Source organism: Pseudobacillus wudalianchiensis (assembly GCF_001685015.1).
GTDB classification, from domain to species: Bacteria; Bacillota; Bacilli; order Bacillales; family Domibacillaceae; genus Pseudobacillus; species Pseudobacillus wudalianchiensis.
Window position 1 is genome coordinate 75,038 of record NZ_MAYT01000031.1, and the last position, 22,007, is coordinate 97,044.

At 43.2% G+C, this 22,007-nt stretch carries 23 protein-coding genes; 16 read left to right on the plus strand and 7 right to left on the minus strand.

All coding sequences use genetic code 11. The features are described 5' to 3' along the window. Window positions 1-33: 33 nt before the first annotated feature. Together A8F95_RS19770 and A8F95_RS19775 are read left to right on the plus strand one after the other, a co-directional pair. Window positions 34-435 carry a DoxX family protein gene (locus A8F95_RS19770; protein WP_065412128.1) on the plus strand — a complete coding sequence of 134 codons (402 nt, stop codon included), beginning with the start codon at window positions 34-36 and terminating at the stop codon, window positions 433-435. 40 nt (window positions 436-475) lie between these two features. Then, window positions 476-1,180, plus strand: coding sequence for a pirin family protein (locus A8F95_RS19775; protein ID WP_065412129.1), 705 nt, complete (start codon window positions 476-478; stop codon window positions 1,178-1,180). A gap of 217 nt (window positions 1,181-1,397) precedes the next feature. On the opposite strand, the gene A8F95_RS19780 is transcribed toward A8F95_RS19775, so the two are convergent. Further along, window positions 1,398-2,582, minus strand: a complete 1,185-nt coding sequence (locus tag A8F95_RS19780; protein WP_065412130.1) for an MFS transporter — start codon at window positions 2,580-2,582, stop codon at window positions 1,398-1,400. 121 nt (window positions 2,583-2,703) lie between these two features. On the opposite strand from A8F95_RS19780, the gene A8F95_RS19785 reads away from it, so the two are divergent. Beyond that, the gene (locus tag A8F95_RS19785) at window positions 2,704-3,588 is read left to right on the plus strand and encodes a LysR family transcriptional regulator (protein ID WP_065412131.1); all 885 of its coding nucleotides are present in this window, start codon (window positions 2,704-2,706) and stop codon (window positions 3,586-3,588) included. Here the strand turns inward: A8F95_RS19785 and A8F95_RS23260 are convergent. Continuing rightward, entirely contained in the window at window positions 3,585-3,707 is a 123-nt protein-coding gene (locus A8F95_RS23260) for a hypothetical protein (RefSeq protein WP_281181801.1), read from the minus strand. The two genes, A8F95_RS19785 and A8F95_RS23260, sit on opposite strands and share 4 nt — an antisense overlap. A 99-nt stretch (window positions 3,708-3,806) precedes the next feature. Here A8F95_RS23260 and A8F95_RS19790 point away from each other — a divergent pair, with 99 nt between their 5' ends. Both A8F95_RS19790 and A8F95_RS19795 read left to right on the plus strand, forming a co-directional pair. Next, a complete protein-coding gene (locus A8F95_RS19790) occupies window positions 3,807-4,499 on the plus strand; it encodes a FadR/GntR family transcriptional regulator (protein ID WP_065412132.1) in 693 nt (230 codons plus the stop codon). A 2-nt stretch (window positions 4,500-4,501) separates the two neighbouring features. Further along, window positions 4,502-5,728, plus strand: a complete 1,227-nt coding sequence (locus A8F95_RS19795) for a CynX/NimT family MFS transporter (RefSeq protein ID WP_425415036.1) — start codon at window positions 4,502-4,504, stop codon at window positions 5,726-5,728. 40 nt (window positions 5,729-5,768) lie between these two features. On the opposite strand, the gene A8F95_RS19800 is transcribed toward A8F95_RS19795, so the two are convergent. Beyond that, the gene (locus tag A8F95_RS19800) at window positions 5,769-6,992 is read right to left on the minus strand and encodes an MFS transporter (protein ID WP_065412133.1); all 1,224 of its coding nucleotides are present in this window, start codon (window positions 6,990-6,992) and stop codon (window positions 5,769-5,771) included. A 206-nt stretch (window positions 6,993-7,198) separates the two neighbouring features. Between A8F95_RS19800 and A8F95_RS19805 the strand changes: the two genes are divergently transcribed. From A8F95_RS19805 to A8F95_RS19815, 3 genes are all read left to right on the plus strand, one after another. Beyond that, window positions 7,199-7,525 carry a PadR family transcriptional regulator gene (locus A8F95_RS19805; RefSeq protein WP_065412134.1) on the plus strand — a complete coding sequence of 109 codons (327 nt, stop codon included), beginning with the start codon at window positions 7,199-7,201 and terminating at the stop codon, window positions 7,523-7,525. 16 nt (window positions 7,526-7,541) lie between these two features. Beyond that, the gene (locus A8F95_RS19810) at window positions 7,542-8,405 is read left to right on the plus strand and encodes a permease prefix domain 1-containing protein (protein WP_065412135.1); all 864 of its coding nucleotides are present in this window, start codon (window positions 7,542-7,544) and stop codon (window positions 8,403-8,405) included. Between the two features lie 169 nt (window positions 8,406-8,574). After that, window positions 8,575-9,387 carry a YitT family protein gene (locus A8F95_RS19815; RefSeq protein ID WP_065412136.1) on the plus strand — a complete coding sequence of 271 codons (813 nt, stop codon included), beginning with the start codon at window positions 8,575-8,577 and terminating at the stop codon, window positions 9,385-9,387. Window positions 9,388-9,458: 71 nt separating this feature from the next. On the opposite strand, the gene A8F95_RS19820 is transcribed toward A8F95_RS19815, so the two are convergent. Continuing rightward, on the minus strand, window positions 9,459-10,844 hold the full coding sequence (locus A8F95_RS19820; RefSeq protein WP_065412137.1) for a sigma-54 interaction domain-containing protein: 1,386 nt from the start codon (window positions 10,842-10,844) through the stop codon (window positions 9,459-9,461). A gap of 238 nt (window positions 10,845-11,082) precedes the next feature. On the opposite strand from A8F95_RS19820, the gene A8F95_RS19825 reads away from it, so the two are divergent. From A8F95_RS19825 to A8F95_RS19850, 6 genes are all read left to right on the plus strand, one after another. Further along, window positions 11,083-12,108, plus strand: coding sequence for an NAD(P)/FAD-dependent oxidoreductase (locus A8F95_RS19825; protein ID WP_425415037.1), 1,026 nt, complete (start codon window positions 11,083-11,085; stop codon window positions 12,106-12,108). A gap of 60 nt (window positions 12,109-12,168) precedes the next feature. Beyond that, window positions 12,169-12,417: a ferredoxin gene (locus A8F95_RS19830; RefSeq protein WP_065412139.1), complete on the plus strand. Its 249-nt coding sequence runs from the start codon at window positions 12,169-12,171 to the stop codon at window positions 12,415-12,417. Window positions 12,418-12,500: 83 nt separating this feature from the next. After that, the gene (locus A8F95_RS19835) at window positions 12,501-13,583 is read left to right on the plus strand and encodes an aromatic ring-hydroxylating oxygenase subunit alpha (protein ID WP_065412140.1); all 1,083 of its coding nucleotides are present in this window, start codon (window positions 12,501-12,503) and stop codon (window positions 13,581-13,583) included. Continuing rightward, window positions 13,576-15,027 carry an aldehyde dehydrogenase family protein gene (locus tag A8F95_RS19840; protein WP_077247469.1) on the plus strand — a complete coding sequence of 484 codons (1,452 nt, stop codon included), beginning with the start codon at window positions 13,576-13,578 and terminating at the stop codon, window positions 15,025-15,027. Before A8F95_RS19835 ends, A8F95_RS19840 begins: the two co-directional genes overlap by 8 nt. Before the next feature lie 16 nt (window positions 15,028-15,043). Then, window positions 15,044-16,117 carry a tartrate dehydrogenase gene (locus tag A8F95_RS19845; RefSeq protein ID WP_065412142.1) on the plus strand — a complete coding sequence of 358 codons (1,074 nt, stop codon included), beginning with the start codon at window positions 15,044-15,046 and terminating at the stop codon, window positions 16,115-16,117. A 179-nt stretch (window positions 16,118-16,296) separates the two neighbouring features. Continuing rightward, window positions 16,297-17,841, plus strand: a complete 1,545-nt coding sequence (locus tag A8F95_RS19850; RefSeq protein WP_065412143.1) for a BCCT family transporter — start codon at window positions 16,297-16,299, stop codon at window positions 17,839-17,841. A gap of 62 nt (window positions 17,842-17,903) precedes the next feature. Here A8F95_RS19850 and A8F95_RS19855 read toward each other — a convergent pair whose 3' ends face one another. Both A8F95_RS19855 and A8F95_RS19860 read right to left on the minus strand, forming a co-directional pair. Further along, window positions 17,904-18,245, minus strand: coding sequence for a DMT family transporter (locus A8F95_RS19855; protein ID WP_065412144.1), 342 nt, complete (start codon window positions 18,243-18,245; stop codon window positions 17,904-17,906). A gap of 11 nt (window positions 18,246-18,256) precedes the next feature. Further along, entirely contained in the window at window positions 18,257-18,571 is a 315-nt protein-coding gene (locus A8F95_RS19860; protein WP_049664236.1) for a DMT family transporter, read from the minus strand. A gap of 174 nt (window positions 18,572-18,745) precedes the next feature. Here A8F95_RS19860 and A8F95_RS19865 point away from each other — a divergent pair, with 174 nt between their 5' ends. Then, window positions 18,746-19,825, plus strand: coding sequence for a hypothetical protein (locus A8F95_RS19865; protein WP_065412145.1), 1,080 nt, complete (start codon window positions 18,746-18,748; stop codon window positions 19,823-19,825). Window positions 19,826-19,902: 77 nt separating this feature from the next. Here A8F95_RS19865 and A8F95_RS19870 read toward each other — a convergent pair whose 3' ends face one another. After that, window positions 19,903-20,790: a LysR family transcriptional regulator gene (locus A8F95_RS19870; RefSeq protein WP_065412146.1), complete on the minus strand. Its 888-nt coding sequence runs from the start codon at window positions 20,788-20,790 to the stop codon at window positions 19,903-19,905. A gap of 224 nt (window positions 20,791-21,014) precedes the next feature. Between A8F95_RS19870 and hpaI the strand changes: the two genes are divergently transcribed. After that, window positions 21,015-21,941 carry a 2,4-dihydroxyhept-2-ene-1,7-dioic acid aldolase gene (gene hpaI, locus A8F95_RS19875; RefSeq protein WP_065412147.1) on the plus strand — a complete coding sequence of 309 codons (927 nt, stop codon included), beginning with the start codon at window positions 21,015-21,017 and terminating at the stop codon, window positions 21,939-21,941. Window positions 21,942-22,007 lie beyond the last annotated feature (66 nt).

Genomic DNA, 22,007 nt, shown 5'->3' on the forward strand with positions numbered 1-22,007 from the left:
TTAATTAGTGATAAAAGTTAAGGAGGAAGTAATATGATTGATATAGGTTTATTAGTGATCCGTTTAGTAATTGGCATCAGTTTTGTCGGACACGGGGCACAAAAGTTATTCGGCTGGTTCGGAGGACATGGCGTTAAAGGAACGGGCGGTTTCTTTGATTCCATTGGCATAAAGCCTGGTGTCACCATGGCTGTTTTAGCGGGTTTAGCTGAATTAATTGGCGGGGCTCTTTTTGCTTTAGGATTGCTGACACCGTTAGCAGCTGTAATGATTGCTGGAACGATGGCAGTCGCTATTATAAAAGTACATGGAGCTAACGGATATTGGGCCACTGAAAATGGGTATGAATATAACTTAACGATCATAGCTGTCGCGATTGGTATTGCTTTAACCGGGGCAGGACAATATGCACTAGACGCCATTATTTTCAATTAAAATAGGGATAACACAATAAAGAGAAAGAGGTGTTGTTGAAATGATAACAATTTATCCAGCAAACGCACGATACACAGCCGACCATGGCTGGCTTAAAAGTAACTTTAGTTTTTCTTTTGCAGAATACTATGATCCAGAAAATATGAGTTTCGGTCCGATGCGCGTCTTAAATGATGACATTGTTAAGCCGCTTCGGGGATTTGGCGCTCATCCACATCGAGAAATGGAGATAGTCTCGATTGTGTTGGAAGGCTATTTAAAGCATGAAGACAGTGCAGGGCATTCGGAGACCACAACCTTTGGCGGCGTCCAACGAATGTCTGCGGGTACAGGAGTTGTCCATTCAGAGGTCAACCCGTCTTCCACAGAGAATGTAAATTTTTTGCAGCTTTGGTTCGAGCCGGAACAACACCGTTTGACCCCATCCTATGAGAAAACCAGCTTTGATGTCGAGAAAATGCAAAATCATTTGCTCCCGGTTGTAAGTAAAGAGCATGCCTCTGATCAGACCGCTTACATTCATCAGGATTTGACGATTTATTTATCTGATTTAGAAAAAGATCGAAAAATCACATTTACTCAAAGAGAAGGACGTCGTATTTTCTTATTTGTAATCGAAGGAGACTTATTACTGGATGGTGAAACCGTCTTAAACAAACGGGACTCAGCCCGTATAACGGACATGAATAGGCTGCAGTTAGAAACAGAATCAGGTGCACGTTTTATGTTAATTGATTTACCTTAAAAAGAAGGGTGGCCGCGGGGCCATCCTTCTAATTTGTTGGCAAACGTTCATTTTTTTCGTTGCTCGCCTGACTGCGGTGCTCATGACCCATCTGGTCACGCCGCACGTTATCAGGTTTCGCGCCTCGAAAGCCAAGCGTTTTCATTCAACTTGGGGTAGGGCAAGGAGACTTTGTTTACACACTCGAAGAATGACCGCAGGACTATCCTTTGTTGTTCTATGCAGCTGTACGGATCTCTTTTTTTTCATTTCCAGAGACAGCGAAAAATTGAACGATCATACATAACAAGTTGATGAGGATAAGCCCTAGAATGGAAAACAAAAACCCTCCCGTTACATCATGAATCCAGCCAATAAGGATAGGCCCTGTCGCACTAATAACATAACCGGCTGCTTGGATCATCGCTGACCAGGCAGCCGCTTCTTGTCCATTTGCTGTAGCATCCATTGGAAGCAGCAGATTAAGTGAGAACAATGACGCTGCACCGATTCCGAGGAAGATAGCGGCGACCCAAGGAAAAGCAGAAAAATAAATCATGACAAAGCCCACTAGCTCCACGAACGAGAAAAATAGCAGCAACAAGAGTCTTGATGGAAAACGTCTAATCATAAAAGGCAGCGCTAAGTTTGCCGGGATTTGAGCAATGGCAAAAGTCGTTAGAACGTTACCGGCATATCCTTCTCCATAACCGAGGCCTTGGATAATGGGCGGAAGCCAGGCTGTGATCGAAAAGAAAATGATTCCTGACAGTCCGAATGAGAACGTCAGCAGCCAGGCTTTCGGATTTTTCCAAGGCAGCACAGTTAATGATTTTGAAGAAGCTGTAATCTTTGGTCGTTCTACTCCTCGCAGAACGAAAAGCCACCACAGAGGAATAGCGATAAAGGCTAAAACAGCCCAGATGGCAAGAGCCGCCCGCCAAGAATGCAGGCTGTTTTGCAATGGTGCGGCTAACCCAGACGCAAGAGCCGCACCCATCGTCATCGCAACAGAATATACACTAATCATCTTTGGTACTTGATTCGGAAAATGTTTTTTAATAAATCCAGACAGCAAGGGCCCCATCACCGCTGCCCCAATGCCTGTTAAAAACGCGGTACAAAGCAAGAAGAAAGCGGAATGTATAAAAAAGCGTAAAAACGTGCCAATACCAACTAGAATAAGAGCGCCGCCTAACATTTTTTCAATTCCGAGGCGATTTCCTAGCTTCGCAGCTGCCGGAGAAAAAATGCCCATGCAAAGCACAGGAATCGAAGTAAGCAAACTAGCTGTTGATGCATTAATCCCTAAGTAGTGCCTTAATGTCTCTAATAAGGGAGAAATCGAGTTGATCGCAGGGCGCAGGTTTAAAGACGCCGTAAATAGAGCGATGATCATAAGTGTGGCCCTAGAATTTTTCATGTTCTTCATCCTTTTTGTTCCTCATTTGAATTCAAGATTACCTGAAGACGAATGATTGAACAATTCAATAAAAACTATTATAATCATTGAGAAAAACAATGATTAGAGGAGAAGGGCTGTCGTGGAACTTAGGCAATTAGAATATTTTATGGTGCTTTGTGAGGAACTTCATTTTACGAGAGCATCAGAAAAAATAGGCATTTCCCAGCCGACACTTAGTTTGCAAATTCGAGCGATTGAACAAGAATTAGGTACGCCTTTGTTTGACCGGATTGGAAAGCGGATTGCTTTAACAGAAGCAGGGAGGATTCTTCTTGAACACGGCAGAGAAATCTTTCACAGCCTTGAAAATGCCGTCCATAAAATTGAGGAGCTTCGCGAATATCAGGGAGGACATGTATCGGTAGGTGTTTTGCCGGCAGAGCTGGATTACCGATTTACTCCATTATTCATCGATTTTCATAAAAGTTTTCCTGCTATTCACTTGAATTTATCGGCTTCTACTGTCGAAATTACGAAGCAAGTACTTGATAATGAGGTGGATGTCGGCATTACAATGCTTTTGCTGCCGGACAGCCGATTAGTCAGCATTCCGCTTTACTGTGAGGAATACGTTTTAGTCGTATCAGAAAATCATCCCTTAGCTCGTTATGAATCGATTTCTTTAGCAGAATTAAGAGACATGCCGATGGTGATGTATGCAAGGCAATTTTTAGGAAGAAAGCTGTTAGAGAATCATTGTCAAAAACACGGGTTTCAATTGAATGTAGTAGTCGAAACGACAACAGGCCCCTCCCTTTTCTATTTCGTAAAAGAAAACATCGGAGCCACTCTCCAGCCGCTGCCGCTATCTCAAGCTTTAAAAGATCCTGCTTTGCGGTTAATTAAGATTCATGACCACCCCCCTGAGCGTGAGATCGGTATTATCTACAGAGCAGATAAGCATCTAGGATTTGCCGTGCAAAAGTTTATTGAAACGGTAGAGGAGAAATTAAAACATAATTAACGATCTTTATTTCCAAGCGAGCCGGTTGTTGCGGCTGGCTTTTTTATTTGAGGTGCTTTCATAAATAAAAGGGAGTGGTTGATTTCCACTACAGGATGCTCGCACTTTCCGTTCATCATAGTTCTAAAATTTTTTATTTCTTATAGGGCATTTACAGAGATCACTCTACATGATAAATTAACCAATAAACCAATCATCCTACAAATTTGAGGTGAAAAATGAAAATCGAAAGAACGAACCGTATGTCGCTTGTCGATCAAGTGGTTTTACAAATAGAAGAGTTGATTGAGTCGGGTACTTGGACGGTTGGCACCCGGCTTCCTTCTGAAATGGAACTAATGGAACAATTTGATGTAAGCCGTAATACATTGCGTGAAGCCATTCGTGCCCTTGTACATAGCGGCCTTTTACAGACAAAGCAGGGAAGCGGCACCCATGTCTGTTCGACGAGCGCTCTCGGCGCGGCCATTGAGCGCCGGGTGAGTAAGTCACGCTTGCAGGAAACATTAGAGGTCCGGCATGCGCTTGAACGAGAAGCCGCCCGGCTTGCGGCTGCCCGCCGGAGTGAGGAGGATGTCGGGAGGCTGCGGCTGTACTTGGATAACTGCCGACAGGCGAGCGCGGTACGAAATCAGGAGGCTTATGCTGAGGCGGATATTCAGCTGCATCAAGCAGTTGCCGCAGCTACCCGTAACCATCTGCTTATTGAATTATACGAGCACATGACCGAGGCTTTGCATTCGTCTGTCCGTAATCTCGTTGAACTTTCTTTTTGCACGGATGTTCATGAGTATATTCATGAAAAGCTGGTGGAAGGCATTGCTGCACAAAATGAGGAGGCAGCAGCAGAGGCGGTTAATGAATATATGGCTTACTTAAAAGACTTGCTATCTACTAGTTTGGAGGAATGAAAATGGGGGAACCACAAGCAATTAAGCCTTTAGAAGAGGTAGACACAGCGAAAAAGTGGAGGGCGGCGGCTTTAATAGCCGGTATCCTATTGATCGGCGCAAATCTAAGAGCACCTTTAACCTCTGTCGGTCCTCTAGTGCCAGCGATCCGGGATAGCCTAGGGATAACGAATGCTGTTGCGGGTACGATTACAACGTTGCCTTTGCTTGCTTTTGCTCTTTTATCGCCATTTGCTCCGAAGATCTCCCGGCGGTTCGGAATAGAGTGGACTCTATTCGCTGCTTTGATCGCTCTGGCGGCGGGAATCGGGCTTCGTTCTTCTGGAGGAGTAGGAGCATTATTTGCAGGAACTGTTTTACTAGGGTTGGCTATTGCCATTGGCAATGTGTTGCTGCCTGGTTTTATTAAGCAGCATTTTGCCAAGCGGCTCGGTGTGATGACAGGTGTTTACTCTGTTTCGATGAATTTGTGCGGGGCGGTGGCCTCTGGCCTTAGCGTGCCGCTTGCCTCCGGTGCCGGCTTTGGCTGGTCAGGTGCGCTTGGAGTATGGGGAGGATTAGCGTTGATTGCTATTCTCTTTTGGCTGCCTCAGCTGCGCAGGAAGAAACAAACGGCCGTACTAGGCGAGAATCGTCCTAGCAGCCGGTTATGGCATTCTCGTCTAGCTTGGCAAGTCACCTTATTTATGGGGTTACAATCGTTGATCTTCTATGTAGTCATTACTTGGCTTCCGGATATTCTCCAGCAAAAGGGAATGGACGCTGGCTCAGCCGGCTGGATGCTGTCGATGATGCAATTTTCTGTTTTGCCATTTACCTTCATTGTTCCAGTGCTAGCCGGGCGGCAGGAGTCGCAGCGCGGCATGGCTGCTGCAACGGCAGCTTTATTTACGATCGGTCTTGTCGGTGTTCTGTTTGATAGCGGGATGCTTTTGCCCTTATGGATTATTTTAGTTGGGATCGGAGCAGGGTCCGCGTTTAGTTTGGCGATGATGTTTTTCAGCCTGCGCACGCAGAGCACACAGGAGGCGGCAGAGCTATCGGGAATGGCCCAATCATTCGGTTACCTTCTAGCCTCTATTGGACCTGTTTTGTTCGGCGGGCTGCATGATATGACAGGAAGCTGGACCCTTCCTTTAGCTACGCTTGTCGCTGCTTCGGTGCTGATTTTTATCATTGGATTATCGGTTGGAAAAAAAGGATATGTTACCTCGCCTGCTGAGAAGTAGAGAAGATATGACCGTTAAAAAGCGGATGATGACCAGTTTGTTAAAGGGTCTCATCCGCTTTTTTATTGTAGTGGCGTTCAGATATCCAGAGCCATGCAGCCCCTGTCAAAACGAAGAAAGCCAGCAGGAGCAGGGGGAGGGTATATCCAGAAAAATAATCGACAAGCCAGCCAAATAACGATGGAGACAGCATAATCCATAGTTGATTTAGCGTTAAAGCAAAGCTAACGGTCAACGTAGCAAAGTGGGGATTTGATTTTTCTGAGACAAGCACGACAAAGAGACTAAACCACCCGATTCCTAGAAAACCGATCCAGAAGCTTAAAAGGCTAATCCCCCAGCTAGAGAGATGAGGCGGCAGGAAAATCAGTCCCAGTATGGCAAGAGCAGAGGCCAGCATCGTCAATTGCAACGGTTTGCTGCGATTGCCTTTAAATACCCGGTCACTGATCCAAGCTAGAATAATTCGCCCAAACATCCCGCCAGCAAGGGCAAAGCTTAAAAAGGATCCAGCTGTACTAAGTTTTACGTGCAACGTGTTTGTAAAGTAACTCATGAAGTGGGCGATGATGATAATTTGCAAGGAAACCATTATCATCCCGATAAAGAATACAGGATAAAGAGCGGAGTTGCTTTTTATTTTGTTTAATTTTTCAATAAAGCGCTGCTTTTCCGTTTGGGATTGCTTTTGCTTGACATCTTTATAGAAAAGAAGAAAAATGATTCCTCCTATAATAGCGACCGTACCTTGTACAGTAATAGCGGCGATTAGACCGCTAGAGTGAAAGAAGAAGGGGAGCACTGCTGAAGCGGCCGCACCGCCAAGAGGAATGCCGGTTTGGCGGATGCCCATCGCCAATCCGCGATGCTGCTGTGGAAACCATTTCATAATGGCACTGCTTCCACCAGGCTGGGCCGTTCCGTACCATAGGCCGACAAAGGCTAAAATGAAAAGGAGCAAGGTATACTGATTGGTCAGGGAAGCGGATAAAATGCTTAATCCAAGAAAAACAGAGCCTAACCCGACGACCCACTTTTCCCCATGCTTATCCATTAAATCACCGAAGAATAACATTGAAAAGATCGGGCCTATATTGACGGCTGACACTAACAGACCAACCTCAAATTGTGAAAGATGATGCTCTCTTTGATAAAAGGCTGCCAGCGGTCCGATGCCGTACGTGACGAACGTAGCACATGCCTGTGAAAAAGTAGCAATTAACAGAATGATCCACTGATAGTTTTCTCTTTTTACAAGGAACATAGATTTCTCCTTTGAAAATGAGAGATTTGAATGCTGTCTTCATCATACCGCATAAAAAATGGAAGGACTATTTTTTTAAGGGTTCGGTCATCATTCTTACAAATGAAAATGACTGAACCTGTCTTTTTTATATGAAAAATGTCTGAGACATTACTTTGACAGACAAAGTAATGTGAAGTATAGTGTACTTGTAGGAGGGACGCATAATGGGTGCAAAAATATCATCAGATTTAATTAGAGGCCACACAGACACGATTGTCCTTGGAATCTTAAAGGAAGGGGACAGTTACGGATATGAAATTTATAAAAAAATCATTGAGAAAAGCGAAGGGCAATACGAATTGAAGGAAGCCACTCTATACTCTAGTTTTAGAAGACTTGAACAAGAGGGGTGTGTCACCTCTTATTGGGGGAGTGAGACGCAAGGAGGAAGAAGGAAATATTACAGTATGACGGCTTCTGGTGAAACACTTTATAAACGAAATCGTGATGATTGGGAGTTTACTAAAGAAGTCATCGATAAATTATTATAGAAAGGCTGTGAAAAAAATGAAGAGTCGCGTAAAGCAGTACATCGAGCAAGTATTTGCTGACTTTCCTCCCTCCAATCAATTAACAGAGCTGAAGGAGGAAGTAGAGGCTAATCTCCAAGAGAGGATTCAAGAATTTACTCATCAGGGGATGAGTGGGGAAGAAGCATTTCAGAAAGCAATCAGTCAGCTTGGAGATATCACAAAGGTGGCAGAAGACATCGGTATAAAAGCTCGCTATGAAGTGATTGATCATATGTACAACAAAAAGTCGCTTCCAAAAGTTCACGTCTTTGGATATGTTATCAGTATTGGTGTTCTTCTGTTCGGGATCATCACTGCACTGCTCGTCCATTTGCGAATGGAGGAATACTATATTACGGTTTCTACCTTATTTCCATTTGCCTTCGTTTCGATTAGTGCGCTCGTTTATCTAGGATTGACTCAAGAAACCCCTCATCACTTCGGAATGAAACCAATCCGGGCGGCAGGCTACACAGCAGCGACAGCACTGTTGTTGTTCGGTTTATTCACGGCTGGTATTGTTTATTTTCAGGGACAGGCGGAAAATGGCGAGTGGGTTGCTACTCTTCTTCCTTTTTCCATTCCTTCTATCTGTCTTTACGTTTTTCTTGGTCTGACAGAAAAGGATCGCAGAAAGCAAGATCAAGAGTGGATGCGATATACCGCTAAATATTATAATCCTGAATATCAAATGGTCCGGGGGAGTATCTCTGGTGCACTATGGATTTTTGCCTTTGCCATCTTTCTTATTCTCGGCTTTGCTGTTAGCTGGAAGTATGCATGGATCGTGTTTATTTTCGCAACAGGTATAGAAGTGCTCATTGGAATCATTCCTTTCAAGCAGAAGAGAGCTTTATAAAAGAAACGTACTTTATAGTGATTAAAAAGGAGAAGAGAAGTTAGGCATCTCTTCTCTTTTTTCTAAGTGGGCGTCTGGCTTTTCAGAAAAAACAATCATTTCGGCAATCTCCATTTTCTCCCTTATAATAAAAATAATTAAATAGTGGATGGGAGAAAGGGGAGATTAGATGCAAAATGTTCTGTTGATTTTGTTTGGCTCATTTTTAGTAGGGGTAGCCTATAACTTTTTTTTAATCCCGCATGAGATCCTGAGCAGCGGGCTCAGTGGAGTCGCTATTATGTTTGGTCTGATCACTCCTTTAAATACCGGCGTAGTGAACTTGCTTCTCAATTTGCCGCTTTTGATTATCGGTCTTATTAAACTTGGAAAGCGCTTTATTAGTTATACTATTTTAGCGGTAGCGGCTATCTCCTTTAGCCTCTATGCGATACCGATCGTGGAAGTGTCAACGGAGCCTGTTTTATCTGCTCTATTTGGCGGTGTGATGACAGGAGTTGGCATTGGGATGATATTTCGATCTTCGGGTTCATCCGGCGGGTTTGACATCATCGCGATGCTGTTGACAAAGAAAAAGGATTTTCCGCTTGGCTCGATTTTAACAGCTATGAATGCCGTCGTTGTATTAGCATCGGGGTTTATTTTTAGCTGGGACGCTGCGCTCAACACAATGATCGCCATCTATGCGACTGGAAAAGTAGTGGATATGATTCATACGAACCATGTGAAGCTGACGCTGATGATCATTACAGCTAAAGGGGAAGAAGTAAAAGAAAAACTTTTGGCGAATTTGTATCGAGGCGTGACGATGATGAACGGAGAAGGGGCTTATACAGGTGAAGGCCGGGCTGTGCTCGTCACTGTGATTACTCGTTATCAATTGACCGATGTGAAAAGAATGATTCATGATGCCGATCCGGGAGCATTCGTGAACGTTACTCAAACGGTCGAAGTCGTCGGTTCCTTCCATCGAGCTTCGTAAAAAAGCAAGCCTTTTCCCAGCAGGAAAAGGCTTGCTTTTTGATGTATCGACCACTTCAGCTGAATACAGCTCTAATCCTGAGGCTTGCTGCCCACTAAATCTTCACAGTATTCACGAATGAGCCGCGATGCTTTCGTTTGGCTGATGCCAAGATCATCTGCCACTTTTCTTGATGATTTATGCATTTGATAAGATCTGCGAATAAGACTCCGCTTCGTTTGATCAAGCGCTTCATCGAGTGTGTGGGGGAGGGATAATTGGGTAACAGTCCCTGCGTTTTCCGTAATGACAGCTGGCAGATCAGATACTTGAATAATTGAGTCGCTCGTCACGACTAATCGTTCAATTAAATTTTCGAGCTGACGTACGTTGCCTGGCCATGGATAATGAATCAAGATGTTTAGACATTCCTCTGAAATAACCTTATTCGTATGATATTTCTTATTAAATGTGTTTAAGAAGTTGTATGTGAGTGGAATAACGTCTTCCTTCCGCTCTCGCAGCGGCGGCAGATGAATGTCGATGACGTTAAGCCGGTAAAATAAATCTTCCCGGAACTTTTTATCTTTGACCATTTGCACTAAATTTTGATTCGTCGCTGCCACAATGCGAATATCTACTTTTTTTGTTTCACTGCCGCCAACTGGGATAAATTGCTTGTCTTGAATAACTTGAAGCAGTTTAGCCTGCAATGCGAGCGGCATTTCCCCAATTTCATCAAGAAAAACAGTGCCCCCATCGGCTGCTTCAATTAGGCCCGGTTTTCCTGCTTTGTTAGCCCCTGTAAAGGCGCCTTTAGCATAGCCGAACAACTCTGATTCCAGCAGCTCCTCTGGAATAGCTGCACAATTGATCGTTAAAAAGGGCCCCTTTTTCCGCTGGCTGATCTGATGAATAAAATGGGCGAACACGCCTTTCCCCGTACCGGATTCTCCTTCAATTAAAACAGTGGAGTCGGTTGGTGCCACTTTTTCACAAAATGAAATGATCTGCTTGATTTTGCCGCTATTTGTCACAATCCGATCTGCTTCTTCTTCGATGTGAGTTGAATTTGACTCGTTTGCATTTTCGTTTGCCTTCACCATTTTATAGGTCTGTGATTCTGTAGATGTAATGACGACTAATTCAATGTCTCCTGCCTCATTTAAAAGAGGGACAGCCGCTGTGAGCAGTTCTGCTCCAATATAGGTTTGCTGCTTCATATAACATGGCTTTTTTCTTCTATACACCTCTGGAACGATAGAAGGTCTCCAATAGCCTTTTTCAAATAATTCAATATTGTATTTGCCAATGACATCTGTCGGTTTTAATCCATAGTGTCGTTCGCACGCCTGGTTTACATAGAGAATGCGCTTTTCGCCGTCTAGTACGAAAATTTCATCGGAAGAGTGGTCGAGGATTTTCAATAAAGTTTTTAATGTCATCTCAACGCTGTTTTTGTCCTCTGTATGTTTCATGAAATAATCCTCCTTTTTGAAGCCTGTGAGTTATTTTTGACTAAATATTGGCTGTTTTGAGTTAAATATAACTCAATAATAGTTCCTTTTGAAAGAATTTTCTTTATTTTTTTATTAATTGCGCTACTTATAAACGTTGGCATCGTAATTGCATATATAAGAGCGACAGGCAATAAAACAACTTGTCTTAAGAATCAGTTAAAGGTTCAAGGAAATCACTTTCTACATCAAAGGGGGAATGATGGTGAAGCAGCAGTCTGAAGTATTTGACATTACGATTATCGGCGGCGGTCCGGTCGGGTTGTTTACCGCTTTTTACGCGGGTATGCGCCAGGCTTCAGTAAAAATTATTGAGAGCCTTCCTCAGCTCGGCGGCCAGCTGTCCGCTTTATATCCTGAGAAATATATTTATGACATTGCCGGTTTTCCAAAAGTACGTGCCCAAGAGCTGATTGATCAGTTAATGGAGCAAATGAACCAGTTTGCGACGACGGTTTGTCTTGAACAATCGGTAGAGAGTATTGTGAGAACAGCGGATGAAGTGTTTGCGATTACAACAAATGAAGAAACACATTATTCGAAAGCCATTATTATCACAGCTGGAAACGGTGCTTTCCAGCCGCGTAAGTTAAAAATGGAAGGGGAAGAAAAGTTTGAAAACGCTAACCTTCATTATTTTGTTCAGAACTTAAATCAATTTGCCGGAAAGAAAGTAGTCGTATTTGGCGGAGGAGACTCAGCCGTTGACTGGGCGATGATGCTAGAGCCAATTGCAGAAAAAGTAACGCTCGTTCACCGCAGAGATAAATTCCGTGCGCATGAGCATAGCGTTGAGCTATTAAAACAATCAAAAGTTGACATTCTAACACCGTATGTACCAGTGGAACTCATTGGGGACGAAAAAATTGAAAAAGTTATTTTATCAGAAACAAAGAGCAGCGAAACATTTGAACTCGAAGTCGACGACGTACTAGTGAACTATGGATTTGTTTCTTCCCTCGGTCCAATTAAAGACTGGGGACTTGAAATACAAGGCAACTCAATCGTTGTGAATTCCCGCATGGAGACCAACATTAAAGGAATTTATGCTGCGGGGGACATTTGCACATATGAAGGAAAAGTGAAACTCATTGCGAGCGGTTTTGGAGAAGCGCCGACTGCTGTCAGCAATGCCAAAGTATATATTGACCCGAGTGCAAAAGTACAGCCGCTTCATAGCACAAGCGTGATGGGTGAAAAAGATAAAAGTACCCAGTCGGTGTGATGCCGAGGGGACTCGATCCATTAGGAAGTGAACTAGGGTAACAGGAAGGAGGCAAGCAGTATGGCTAAATATACAATGGTAGATCAAGAGACATGCATTGCCTGCGGTGCCTGTGGAGCAACAGCACCGGAGCTATTTGATTATGACTTAGAAGGACTTGCCTTCGCTATTCTTGATAATAATGAAGGAGCTACAGAAGTTCCGGAAGAGCTGGAAGAAGATTTAGAGGATGCATTTGATGGCTGTCCGACAGACTCTATTAAAGTAGCAGAACAGCCTTTTTCATGTAATAAGGCAGCAGTCAGCTAAAACGAAAGCGCTTTATCACATCAACTATTCTATTTGGCAGTGCCAATATCAATTTAGCACAATTTTGAGGGGGAGAATGAATCATGGCTTATAATAAAGTGGAAAACGCGACAAACCGGACATTTGAAAGAACGATGACGTATGATTTGTATACAGATCCAAAAGTATTGGACAAGGAAATGGACCTTATTTTCTCAAAATCCTGGCAGCTTGTGGGCCATGTCAGCCAATTAGAAAAACCAGGCTCTTTCTTTACAACAGAAGTAGCGAAAGAACCAATCATTGTGATCCGCGGCCAAGATGAAGTGATCCGCGCATTTTACAACGTTTGCCCGCACCGTGCGACAAAGCTTGAGAAAAGTGACGCGGGCAAGAAGAAAATTCTTCAATGCGGCTATCATGGCTGGACGTTCAAATTAGATGGAAAATTAAATAAAGCGCCGAACTTCAGAGGGGAAGACGTTGCTTGTGTGCAAGATGCTTGCTTACGATCTGTTCGTATGGAAATCTTGGAATCTTTGATTTTCGTGAACTTAGATGATAACGCGAAGCCGCTTAGCGAGTCCTACGGTGATTTCTTTGAAAGATTAAGCAAGTTCCCATTCTTAAGTGAGTTAAAAAGAACAGGTCAAAAAACGCGTGTCATTAAAGCAAACTGGAAAGCGTTTATCGACAACTATTTAGAATGTGACCATTGTCATGTTGCTCATCCAAGCTTTGTTGCTACACTAGATATGGATGATTATCAAATTATTACATGTGAGAACTACTCCATCCAGGGATCAATCGTGAAGCCTGATAAAAATTATGGAGAAGTGGATTTGAACAACGCTGAAATGCAAGGCGGCACTTTCTATTGGTTATGGCCAAACTTGATGGTAACGATTTATCCAGGACCAGGAAACATGGCGACGATTCAAATGCTGCCAATCGATCATGAAAATACATTAGCTGTGTACACTTACTATTTCCGCGATGAAAACTTAACGCAGGAAGAAAAAGATTTAGTTGCTTTTGCAGAACAAGTTCGTCAAGAGGATGTGGATTTAGTAGAGCTTGAACAAATTGGTTTCCGCTCTCGTGCCTTTAATAAAGGTGTGTATTCTTCTTCAGAAAAAGCGATCGTTCAATTCCATGAAATGGTACTGGAGGCCCTCAATGAATAAAATAACGAGTGAAACAAAGTCTATCAAACAGTTTCTTTTGATCAATGGTGAAAAAGTAGAAGGTCCGGCCTATGCGCCCCTTTACTCTCCTTATTCAGGAGAAGAAATTGCTCAGATTGCCATGGCGGATAAAGAGTTGACAAAGCAGGCCATCACAGCTGCATACAATGCGCGTGGAGCCATCAGTAAAATGCCTGCTTATCAACGGGCAGAAATTTTGGAGAGAGTAGTCGCCCTTTTGAAAGAAAGAGCAGATGAGGCGGCTGAAATTATCTCTCGTGAATCAGCGAAGCCAATCGTATTTGCTAAAGCAGAAGTAGCTAGAACGATTGAAACCTATAAATTTTCTGCTGAAGAAGCGAAACGAATTCACGGTGAAACGATTCCTTTTGATGCGGCTGCAGGCGGCGTTGGCCGAATTGGTTATACAGTGAGAGAGCCGATCGGGGTGATTGGAGCGATTACGCCATTTAACTTTCCGCTCAATCTCGTGGCGCATAAAGTAGGGCCTGCTATTGCAGCAGGGAACACGGTTGTCTTAAAGCCGGCTTCACAAACGCCGCTTTCCGCTCTCTTTATTGCGGAGCTATTTGTAGAAGCGGGTCTTCCAGCTGGTGTGTTAAATGTGGTAACAGGGCCAGGCGGAACAGTCGGAGATGCCATTGTGGAAGATGACCGCGTCAGCATGGTAACGTTCACAGGCAGTCCAAGTGTCGGCATTGGCATCCGCAGCAAGGCTGGGTTGAAGAAGACAACACTGGAGCTAGGCTCTAATTCAGCCTTGATCATTGACAAAGATATTCAGATTGAGGACATCATTGATCGCTGCATTATAGGAGCTTTCTCCAATCAAGGTCAAGTTTGTATCTCACTTCAACGTGTATATGCTCATGAACAGGTGTATGATGAGTTCATTAAAAAGTTTACGGAAGCAGCGAAAAAGCTGAAAGTCGGTGATCCGCTTGATCCTGATACGTATATTTCTGCTTTGATCGCCAAAGGAGAAGCAGAGCGTGTGCTGGGGTGGATCGAAGAAACGAAAGAAAGCAATGCCCAAATAGCGACAGGGGGCAAGCTGCAAAATGGTATTTTAGAGCCAACGATTGTTACCGGTGCAGACAGTGAGCTAAAGGTATCTTGTCAAGAAGCGTTCGCTCCGGTTGTCGTCGTAAACAAAATAAGCAGCATCGAAGAAGCGGTAGAATTAGTCAATGATTCCCGCTACGGTTTGCAAGCAGGAATTTACACAAACAACATTAAAAATGCTCTATATGCTGCCCAGGAGCTGCATGTAGGTGGTGTCATGATCAATGACGTGCCGACATACCGCGTTGACCAAATGCCATATGGCGGAGTCAAAGAAAGTGGAACAGGGCGTGAAGGCATTAAGTATGCAGTCGAAGAAATGACTGAAATGAAATTAGTTGTTTGGAATCAAAGCTAAAAAAGAGGAGATTATTGTGGAGACATTTAAAATAGCGGTTATTGCCGGCGACGGCATCGGCCCGGAAGTCATTAACGAAGGGGTAAAGGTTTTAAATAAAGTAGCTGAGCTTGATTCAGGTTTTCAATTTGAGTTTACGTACTTTCCATGGGGATGCGAATTTTATACGAAGCACGGTAAAATGATGGATGATGACGGAATTGAGCAGCTAAAAGAATTTGATGCTATTTACTTAGGAGCTGTTGGGTTCCCGGGCGTTCCGGACCATATTTCACTCTGGGATTTACTGTTGAGAATTCGTAAAAGCTTTGACCAGTACGTCAATATCCGGCCTGTTACTTTATTAAAAGGCGCTCACCTGCCGCTTGTCGATGCTAAGCGTGAAGACATTGACATGCTCTTTATTCGCGAAAACAGTGAAGGCGAATACTCAGGTGCCGGCGACTGGCTGTTTAAAGGACAAGAACATGAAGTGGTATTGCAAAACAGTGTGTTCTCTCGTAAAGGAACAGAGCGGATCATCCGTTATGCATTTGAAATGGCAAAGAAAGAAGGAAGATCACTAACGAGTATTTCCAAGGCCAATGCTTTAAATTACTCGATGGTTTTCTGGGATCAAGTGTTTGAAGAGGTGAGTGCAGACTATCCGGAAGTGGACACCGCTTCTTACCTCGTTGATGCAGCAGCGATGCTCATGATCAAAGATCCAAAGCGCTTCGAAGTCGTGGTGACGTCTAACTTATTCGGAGACATTTTAACAGATTTAGGTGCTGCGCTGGCGGGAGGTATTGGGCTTGCGGCGGGAGCAAATATTAACCCTGAGCGTAAGTTCCCGTCCATGTTCGAACCGATTCATGGATCGGCTCCGGATATTGCAGGGCAGGGAGTAGCAAATCCGCTTGCATCTATTTGGTCCGCAAGCCAAATGCTCGACTTTTTTGGCTATGAACAGTACGGACGAACTGTCTTGGAAGCGATGGAGCATTTGCTTGTAGAAGGAGAAGTGCTGACGCCTGACATGAATGGTACAGCTTCTACTTCTGAAGTCGGCGACCGAGTCGTGCATATTATTGACTCGCTGATTAAATAATAAAATGATGTAACATTTGGCAACAGATGGAGGCATGGATCTTCATCTGTTGCCAATTAAATTAATTGAAATTTCGAATTATTTACAAGTTTTACCATTAATTTAATATATAGTAACCGCTTACATCGATAACGAAGATTTCGCTATAAAAAGTAACTCAACCTTATAGGAGTGATTGGATGAATAGCAAAAAAGCTGTCTTTTATACTTCTTTAGCGGCCAGCTTATTATTAATTAGTATTGGTGTATTTGCCCCTAAACAATTAGAAAAGTTCTCTAACTCATCACTGAGTTTTATTTATAACAACTTAGGATGGTTTATTCTTGGAAGTGTATTTATTTTCTTTGCTTTTTGCATGTATATTGGATTGTCTAAGTTTGGGCAAATTCGTCTAGGAGACGATGATGACCGGCCTGAATATAAAACAGCTACCTGGATTGGCATGCTTTTCAGCGCTTCTATTGGTATCAGTCTTGTATTCTGGGGTGTAGCAGAACCGGTTTCCTATTATATTGACCCTCCATTTGGCAAGGCCTCTTCTGAGCAGTCAGCAAAGCTCGCGATGCAATTTGTTTACTTGCATTGGGGCGTATCGGCTTGGGCCTGTTATGCTCTCGTAGGAGTTTCCTTGGCTTTCTTTCAGTTTAGAAAAAAACTTCCGTCCTCATTGAGTTCCGTTTTTCATCCTCTTATTGGAGATAGAATTAGTGGTTCAGCAGGTAAAGCAATTGATGTGATGGTCATTCTTTCGATTGTGATTGGAATCGCTACTTCACTTGGCTTTGGAACATTGCAAGTGAATAGCGGCATGAACTTCCTGTGGGGAATCCCAATGAATATTACAACACAAGCGATCATTGTGATTGTCGTTACTTTTATTTATGTAGGTTCCACCGTTTCAGGGCTGCAAGGAGCGATGAAGAATTTATCCAATCTGAATATGATTCTTGCGTTTGCTTTATTGGGCTTTGTGCTTTTTCTTGGGCCGACTCAATCAATCTTTAAGATTTTCTTCCAAGGAGTTGGCGACTATGTTCAAAATTTTATTGGAATGTCATTTCGGACAGAGCCGTATAATGATGGTTCCTGGATTGCCAGCTGGACGCTCTTCTATTTTGGCTGGTGGATTGCTTGGGCACCGCTTGTCGGCAGCTTTGTTGCCAGGATTTCCAGAGGCAGAACGATCAAGGAATTTATGATGGGGGCCGTATTCATTCCTGTTCTTGGTTCCTTCTTCTGGTTTGCGGTAATGGGCGGATCGGCTATTCACCTCATTCAAAACATGGGGGAAAAGGCGCTCGCCACGGCAGTATCAACGGATGTAACGTCTGCTTTGTTTAAGTTTTTCGAGTATTTTCCAATGAGTTCATTCCTCAGTATCCTGGCGATGGTTCTTGTGCTTGTCTTCTTTATTACATCAGCTAACTCGGCAGTTTTCGTATTAGGCATGATCAGTGAGAATGGAAATCCAAACCCAGCTCATCGGACGAAAATTATTTGGGGAGTAGTCATCGCGGCTATTTCAGTCGTCTTGATCATGACGGGCGGTTTATCTGGATTACAGTCAGCTCTAGTAGCAACGGCTGTCCCGCTTGCTGTTCTTATGCTCGTCATGTGTTACTCCACCTATAAAGGATTGAATGAGGAACTGTTCAACATGTCCGAAAAAAAAAATAAAGAGTTAAAAGAAAAAAAAGCCATTCCTGAAAAAACGGCTTTATAGAAGGAATTTAAAAGCGGACTTATTAAAGTCCGCTTTTAAGTTTATTTACTAACTAGTATAAGCTACCCTTCATCTTGTGCCGCTTTTTGGGAAGAGGCATTGAGCAGAGTGATACCAAAAATAATAAGAAACAATCCGCTGATTTTTAAGGCGCCAAAGCTTTCGCCGAACACCAGCACACCGATGATAGCAGTGAGGGCCGTACCCGCACCAGACCAAATCGCATAAGCGACAGACAGAGGGATGCTCTTCAGTGCGAAGCTAAAGAGAGTAAAGGCAGAAAGAAAGCCGACAGCTACCCCGATAGATGGAACAAGATTAGTAAATCCATCTGATAGTTTCAACATAGTAGAACCGAATATTTCAAGCAAGATTGCAAGTGTTAAAAATAGCATTCCTTTCATTTTGAAGCTCCTTAGCCATTTAATAGAATGAGTCCAACCACTAGCAGCCCTATTCCTAATACGCCTTGTCGATTGATCTTTTCTTTGAAAAATAATACACCTGCCACTGCTGTGAGAATCGTTCCACAGCCGCTCCACGTAGCATATACCACTCCTAGAGGCAGCGTTTTCAAAGAGATGGATAATAAATAAAAGGCAATCCCGAATCCGACGATGACGCCTGCTATTGGAGATAAACGTGTGAAACCATTTGAAAGTTTCAACATGGTTGAACCGAATACTTCTGACACAATTGCGATTCCTAAAAGTATGTAAGGAAAAATCAACTTCGAGCCCTCCGTATAAGTAAAAACTTTATCGTTATTTTAACACAGTTTGTTCCCTTTCTTGATAAAAAAGGAAACGTAGGAATTTTGTCACATTTCAGATGAAACAACGGTCTGTTTTTTTATAAAATGGAAGTAATTACATAATAGGAAATCAGTTAAAGGAGGGTTTTTATGAATACTGCCCGTTTGTCATCCACACAATGGAAATGGTTTTTAGCGTTGACTGGGATCATTGTGCTCGCTAACTTTTCTGCTCATCACTTAATCCCCCTTCCTGCCCATGAAATGAAATTCGTTACGATGGGATCTTTACTTGATTTTATCATTGTCATTCCGCTCCTTGCTTACTTCTTCGTTTTTAAGAAAAAAGGGCAGATAGCTCCTGTCATTGGCGTGGCGCTGCTCGGCTACTTTGTTGGAAAGTCGATCATTCCCAATGGAAGGCTTGCCGGAATGGAATGGGTTGGCTGGTTGTTAGTTGCAGGGGAAGCCGCTCTGTTTATAGCTGAGATTTGGATTGTCGTTCGTCTTGTGAAAACAGTACAGACCATCCGGCGAAAAGTAAAAGCGAACAAAGAGGAAGCTGCACTGACACTAGCTGTTTGGCAGCAAGCAGACGCTGCTTTTTCAGAGAATCGCTTTGCTAAAGTAATGATTTCTGAATGGATGATGTGGAAATTTGCATTGGCCAGCTGGAAGCAAAAAACACCAGAATCCAATCGGTACTTTACGGCCCATCGTCGCACGAGCGTCATTGCTTTTAATATCATGCTTATTCATGCGGTTGTACTGGAGACCATTGGGGTACATTGGCTCATTCATTCGATGAATCCCGCAATTGCGTGGGTTATGGTCATATTAAACATATATACGGTGTTCTTCTTTATCGGTGAAATCCAAGCGATTCGTCTTAATCCGATTATCGTGGAGCCCGACCAAATTACAGTTCCCATTGGATTAATGAAGAGGGTCACGGCTGTAAAAGGAAATATTCTCTCAATTCGCCGCGTAGTGCCTGGAGAATATAACGAGAAGGACAAAACAGCTTTTCATGGTATGTATGCCGATATAGAAAAAGGGGAACCGCAAATCGTGATTGAGCTAGAAAGCCCGGCAACCGTTCAGTATATATATGGATTCACTAAAAAAGCTGAAAGGATATACTTGCGCCTCGATCAGCCGGAGGAATTTATGGCGGCAGTAGAGGCGGAGGGGTTAAGCGAAACAAAGAGAAGAGACGAGCAAAACTAGCAAAGAAGTGAACAAAACTTCTAGAGTAACGACGATCAATAAACAAAGGAGACCGTGCATCACGGTCTCCTTTTTCATTAATCAATCAGGGTTTCAACCGGGTAGAACGTTTCGAGAAACCGCTCTGCTTTTTTAGATAAGTAGCGGTCTTTGAGCCAGATGATGGCAGATTCTGATTGAGTGGTACAGTCTTCAATTTCAATTACCTTCAAACCATCCGTTGGAAAGGAGAGGAGGGTTGATTTAGGCAGAAGAGCCGTTCCTAAGCCGGTCCGGACGAGCGATAATAACATTGCAGCGTCAGGGCATTCACAAATAATATTAGGGCTAAATCCATGTCTTTTACACTCATTCACGACGAGTTCATAAAGGCCCACACCACTGACCCGGTGCAATAGCATGAGTGGCATGTCCTTCAGATCATTCATCTGGATGACAGCAGGGTGATCCCATTTCTCCGGCATAACAGCAACAAATGGATCTGGCGGCAGAGGAAGATAAGAGAACTCATCCATTTCAAGCGGAAGCCGCACGATGGCTAATTCCACTTCACGTTGTTTTAAATAATTCGCTAATAAGAAAGAATCGCCTTCTTTCAAGCGGAATTTGACATGTGGGTATTTCTCTCTGAAATGAAGAAAGCGTTCTGGGATGTAAGAGAAGCAGGTTTTAACAGAGCCGATGGATAATACCCCTTTTAAACCGTCTCCGACTTCTTTGACTTCGATAACAGTTTCCTCCATCTTTTCTAAAAGATATTTCGCTTTCTTGTATAAAACTTCTCCTGCTTCTGTTAATTCAAGACTTCTGCCTTTACGTTCCAATAGCAAGACACCAAGTTCTTCTTCTAACGCTTTTAACTGCTGACTAAGAGGTGGTTGGGCCATATGAAGTTTTTTGGCAGCTTTTGTAATTTGACCTTCTTCTGCAATGGTGGCGAAATAGCGAATTTGTCGAATATCCAACTTTGGAACCTCCTTACAACTATGTATACTTTTAAAATATACCTAACCAATATTTTTAATATTTTTAATATTTTAATTCCTATGTTAAGTTATTTATGTAAACGATTCCACTATTTTTTCTAAATTTTTAAAACTTTCTTATTTAGTGAAAAAGGAATCCATAGAACGAATGAAGAAGTAGAATCGTTACTTCTTCGTGATGATGAAAAAGGAGCGAAGAAAACATGTCAAAAGTTCAGGAAGCGAAAGAAAAATTAAAAGGGTCGATTGCACCGGTCATTACTCCTTTTAAGCAGGACGAGAGTTTGGACCTTGATACATTTAAGAGCTTAATCAATTGGCAGATTGAAAGCGGCAGCCACGGAATTTCCGTTACGGGTACATCCGGAGAGCCAAGTTCCCTAACAGTAGAAGAGAGAGAGCTTGTCATGGAAACAGCGATCAAAACAATCGATGGCCGCGTGCCGTTTGCGCCGGGTACAGGCTCTGTTAATTTCAATGAAGCGCTTCGCTTAACGAAAGCAGCACAGGAAATGGGTGCTGATGCGGCAATGGTTATTGTTCCTTATTACAACAAACCTTCCCAGCATGCTCTTTACAATCACTATAAAACGATTGCGGATGCGGTCGATATTCCAATCGTCGTCTATAACATTCCAGGACGTACAGGGGTCAACCTAGAGGTCAAAACGCTAGCTCGTTTAGTGGAAGATTGCCCGAACATTATCGGTGCTAAAGAGTCCAACAAAGACTTTGAACATGTTAACCGTGTCCTGCTGAATTGTGGCAGAGATTTCAAATTATTCTCCGGTATTGAACTGCTTTGCTATCCGATGCTGACGATCGGCGGTGCTGGTTCTATCAGTGCAACAGCAAACGTTGCCCCAGCTCAAGTAGCAGAAATGCACAACGCTTGGATGGAAGGAAATACAGAAAGAGCACTTGAGCTTCACTACGAATTAATGCCGTTAAATGACGTTCTCTTTAAAGATACGAATCCGGCACCAGTAAAAGCAGCCCTCGGCATGATGGGCAAAATCGAGCCAGTTCTGCGCAAGCCAATGGCCTTGCCAACGCAGGAATTACAGGATGAAATTCGTGAAGTGCTAAAATCATACAATATTTTGCCAGAAGGCGTTTCAACTAACTAATTAATTGAACAAAAGAACGAATCAGCCTCTATGAAAAAGGTGGAGGAAATGGAAAAGGAGTGACCA

Excerpts from the sequence above, each read along its gene's own strand:
- A8F95_RS19770 (WP_065412128.1), top strand. The coding sequence starts at position 34 with ATGATTGATATAGGTTTATTAGTGATCCGTTTAGTAATTGGCATCAGT.
- A8F95_RS19775 (WP_065412129.1), top strand. The coding sequence starts at position 476 with ATGATAACAATTTATCCAGCAAACGCACGATACACAGCCGACCATGGC.
- A8F95_RS19780 (WP_065412130.1), bottom strand. The coding sequence starts at position 2,582 with ATGAAAAATTCTAGGGCCACACTTATGATCATCGCTCTATTTACGGCG.
- A8F95_RS23260 (WP_281181801.1), bottom strand. The coding sequence starts at position 3,707 with ATGATGAACGGAAAGTGCGAGCATCCTGTAGTGGAAATCAACCACTCC.
- A8F95_RS19790 (WP_065412132.1), top strand. The coding sequence starts at position 3,807 with ATGAAAATCGAAAGAACGAACCGTATGTCGCTTGTCGATCAAGTGGTT.
- A8F95_RS19795 (WP_425415036.1), top strand. The coding sequence starts at position 4,502 with ATGGGGGAACCACAAGCAATTAAGCCTTTAGAAGAGGTAGACACAGCG.
- A8F95_RS19800 (WP_065412133.1), bottom strand. The coding sequence starts at position 6,992 with ATGTTCCTTGTAAAAAGAGAAAACTATCAGTGGATCATTCTGTTAATT.
- A8F95_RS19805 (WP_065412134.1), top strand. The coding sequence starts at position 7,199 with ATGGGTGCAAAAATATCATCAGATTTAATTAGAGGCCACACAGACACG.
- A8F95_RS19810 (WP_065412135.1), top strand. The coding sequence starts at position 7,542 with ATGAAGAGTCGCGTAAAGCAGTACATCGAGCAAGTATTTGCTGACTTT.
- A8F95_RS19815 (WP_065412136.1), top strand. The coding sequence starts at position 8,575 with ATGCAAAATGTTCTGTTGATTTTGTTTGGCTCATTTTTAGTAGGGGTA.
- A8F95_RS19820 (WP_065412137.1), bottom strand. The coding sequence starts at position 10,844 with ATGAAACATACAGAGGACAAAAACAGCGTTGAGATGACATTAAAAACT.
- A8F95_RS19825 (WP_425415037.1), top strand. The coding sequence starts at position 11,083 with ATGATGGTGAAGCAGCAGTCTGAAGTATTTGACATTACGATTATCGGC.
- A8F95_RS19830 (WP_065412139.1), top strand. The coding sequence starts at position 12,169 with ATGGCTAAATATACAATGGTAGATCAAGAGACATGCATTGCCTGCGGT.
- A8F95_RS19835 (WP_065412140.1), top strand. The coding sequence starts at position 12,501 with ATGGCTTATAATAAAGTGGAAAACGCGACAAACCGGACATTTGAAAGA.
- A8F95_RS19840 (WP_077247469.1), top strand. The coding sequence starts at position 13,576 with ATGAATAAAATAACGAGTGAAACAAAGTCTATCAAACAGTTTCTTTTG.
- A8F95_RS19850 (WP_065412143.1), top strand. The coding sequence starts at position 16,297 with ATGAATAGCAAAAAAGCTGTCTTTTATACTTCTTTAGCGGCCAGCTTA.
- A8F95_RS19855 (WP_065412144.1), bottom strand. The coding sequence starts at position 18,245 with ATGAAAGGAATGCTATTTTTAACACTTGCAATCTTGCTTGAAATATTC.
- A8F95_RS19865 (WP_065412145.1), top strand. The coding sequence starts at position 18,746 with ATGAATACTGCCCGTTTGTCATCCACACAATGGAAATGGTTTTTAGCG.
- hpaI (WP_065412147.1), top strand. The coding sequence starts at position 21,015 with ATGTCAAAAGTTCAGGAAGCGAAAGAAAAATTAAAAGGGTCGATTGCA.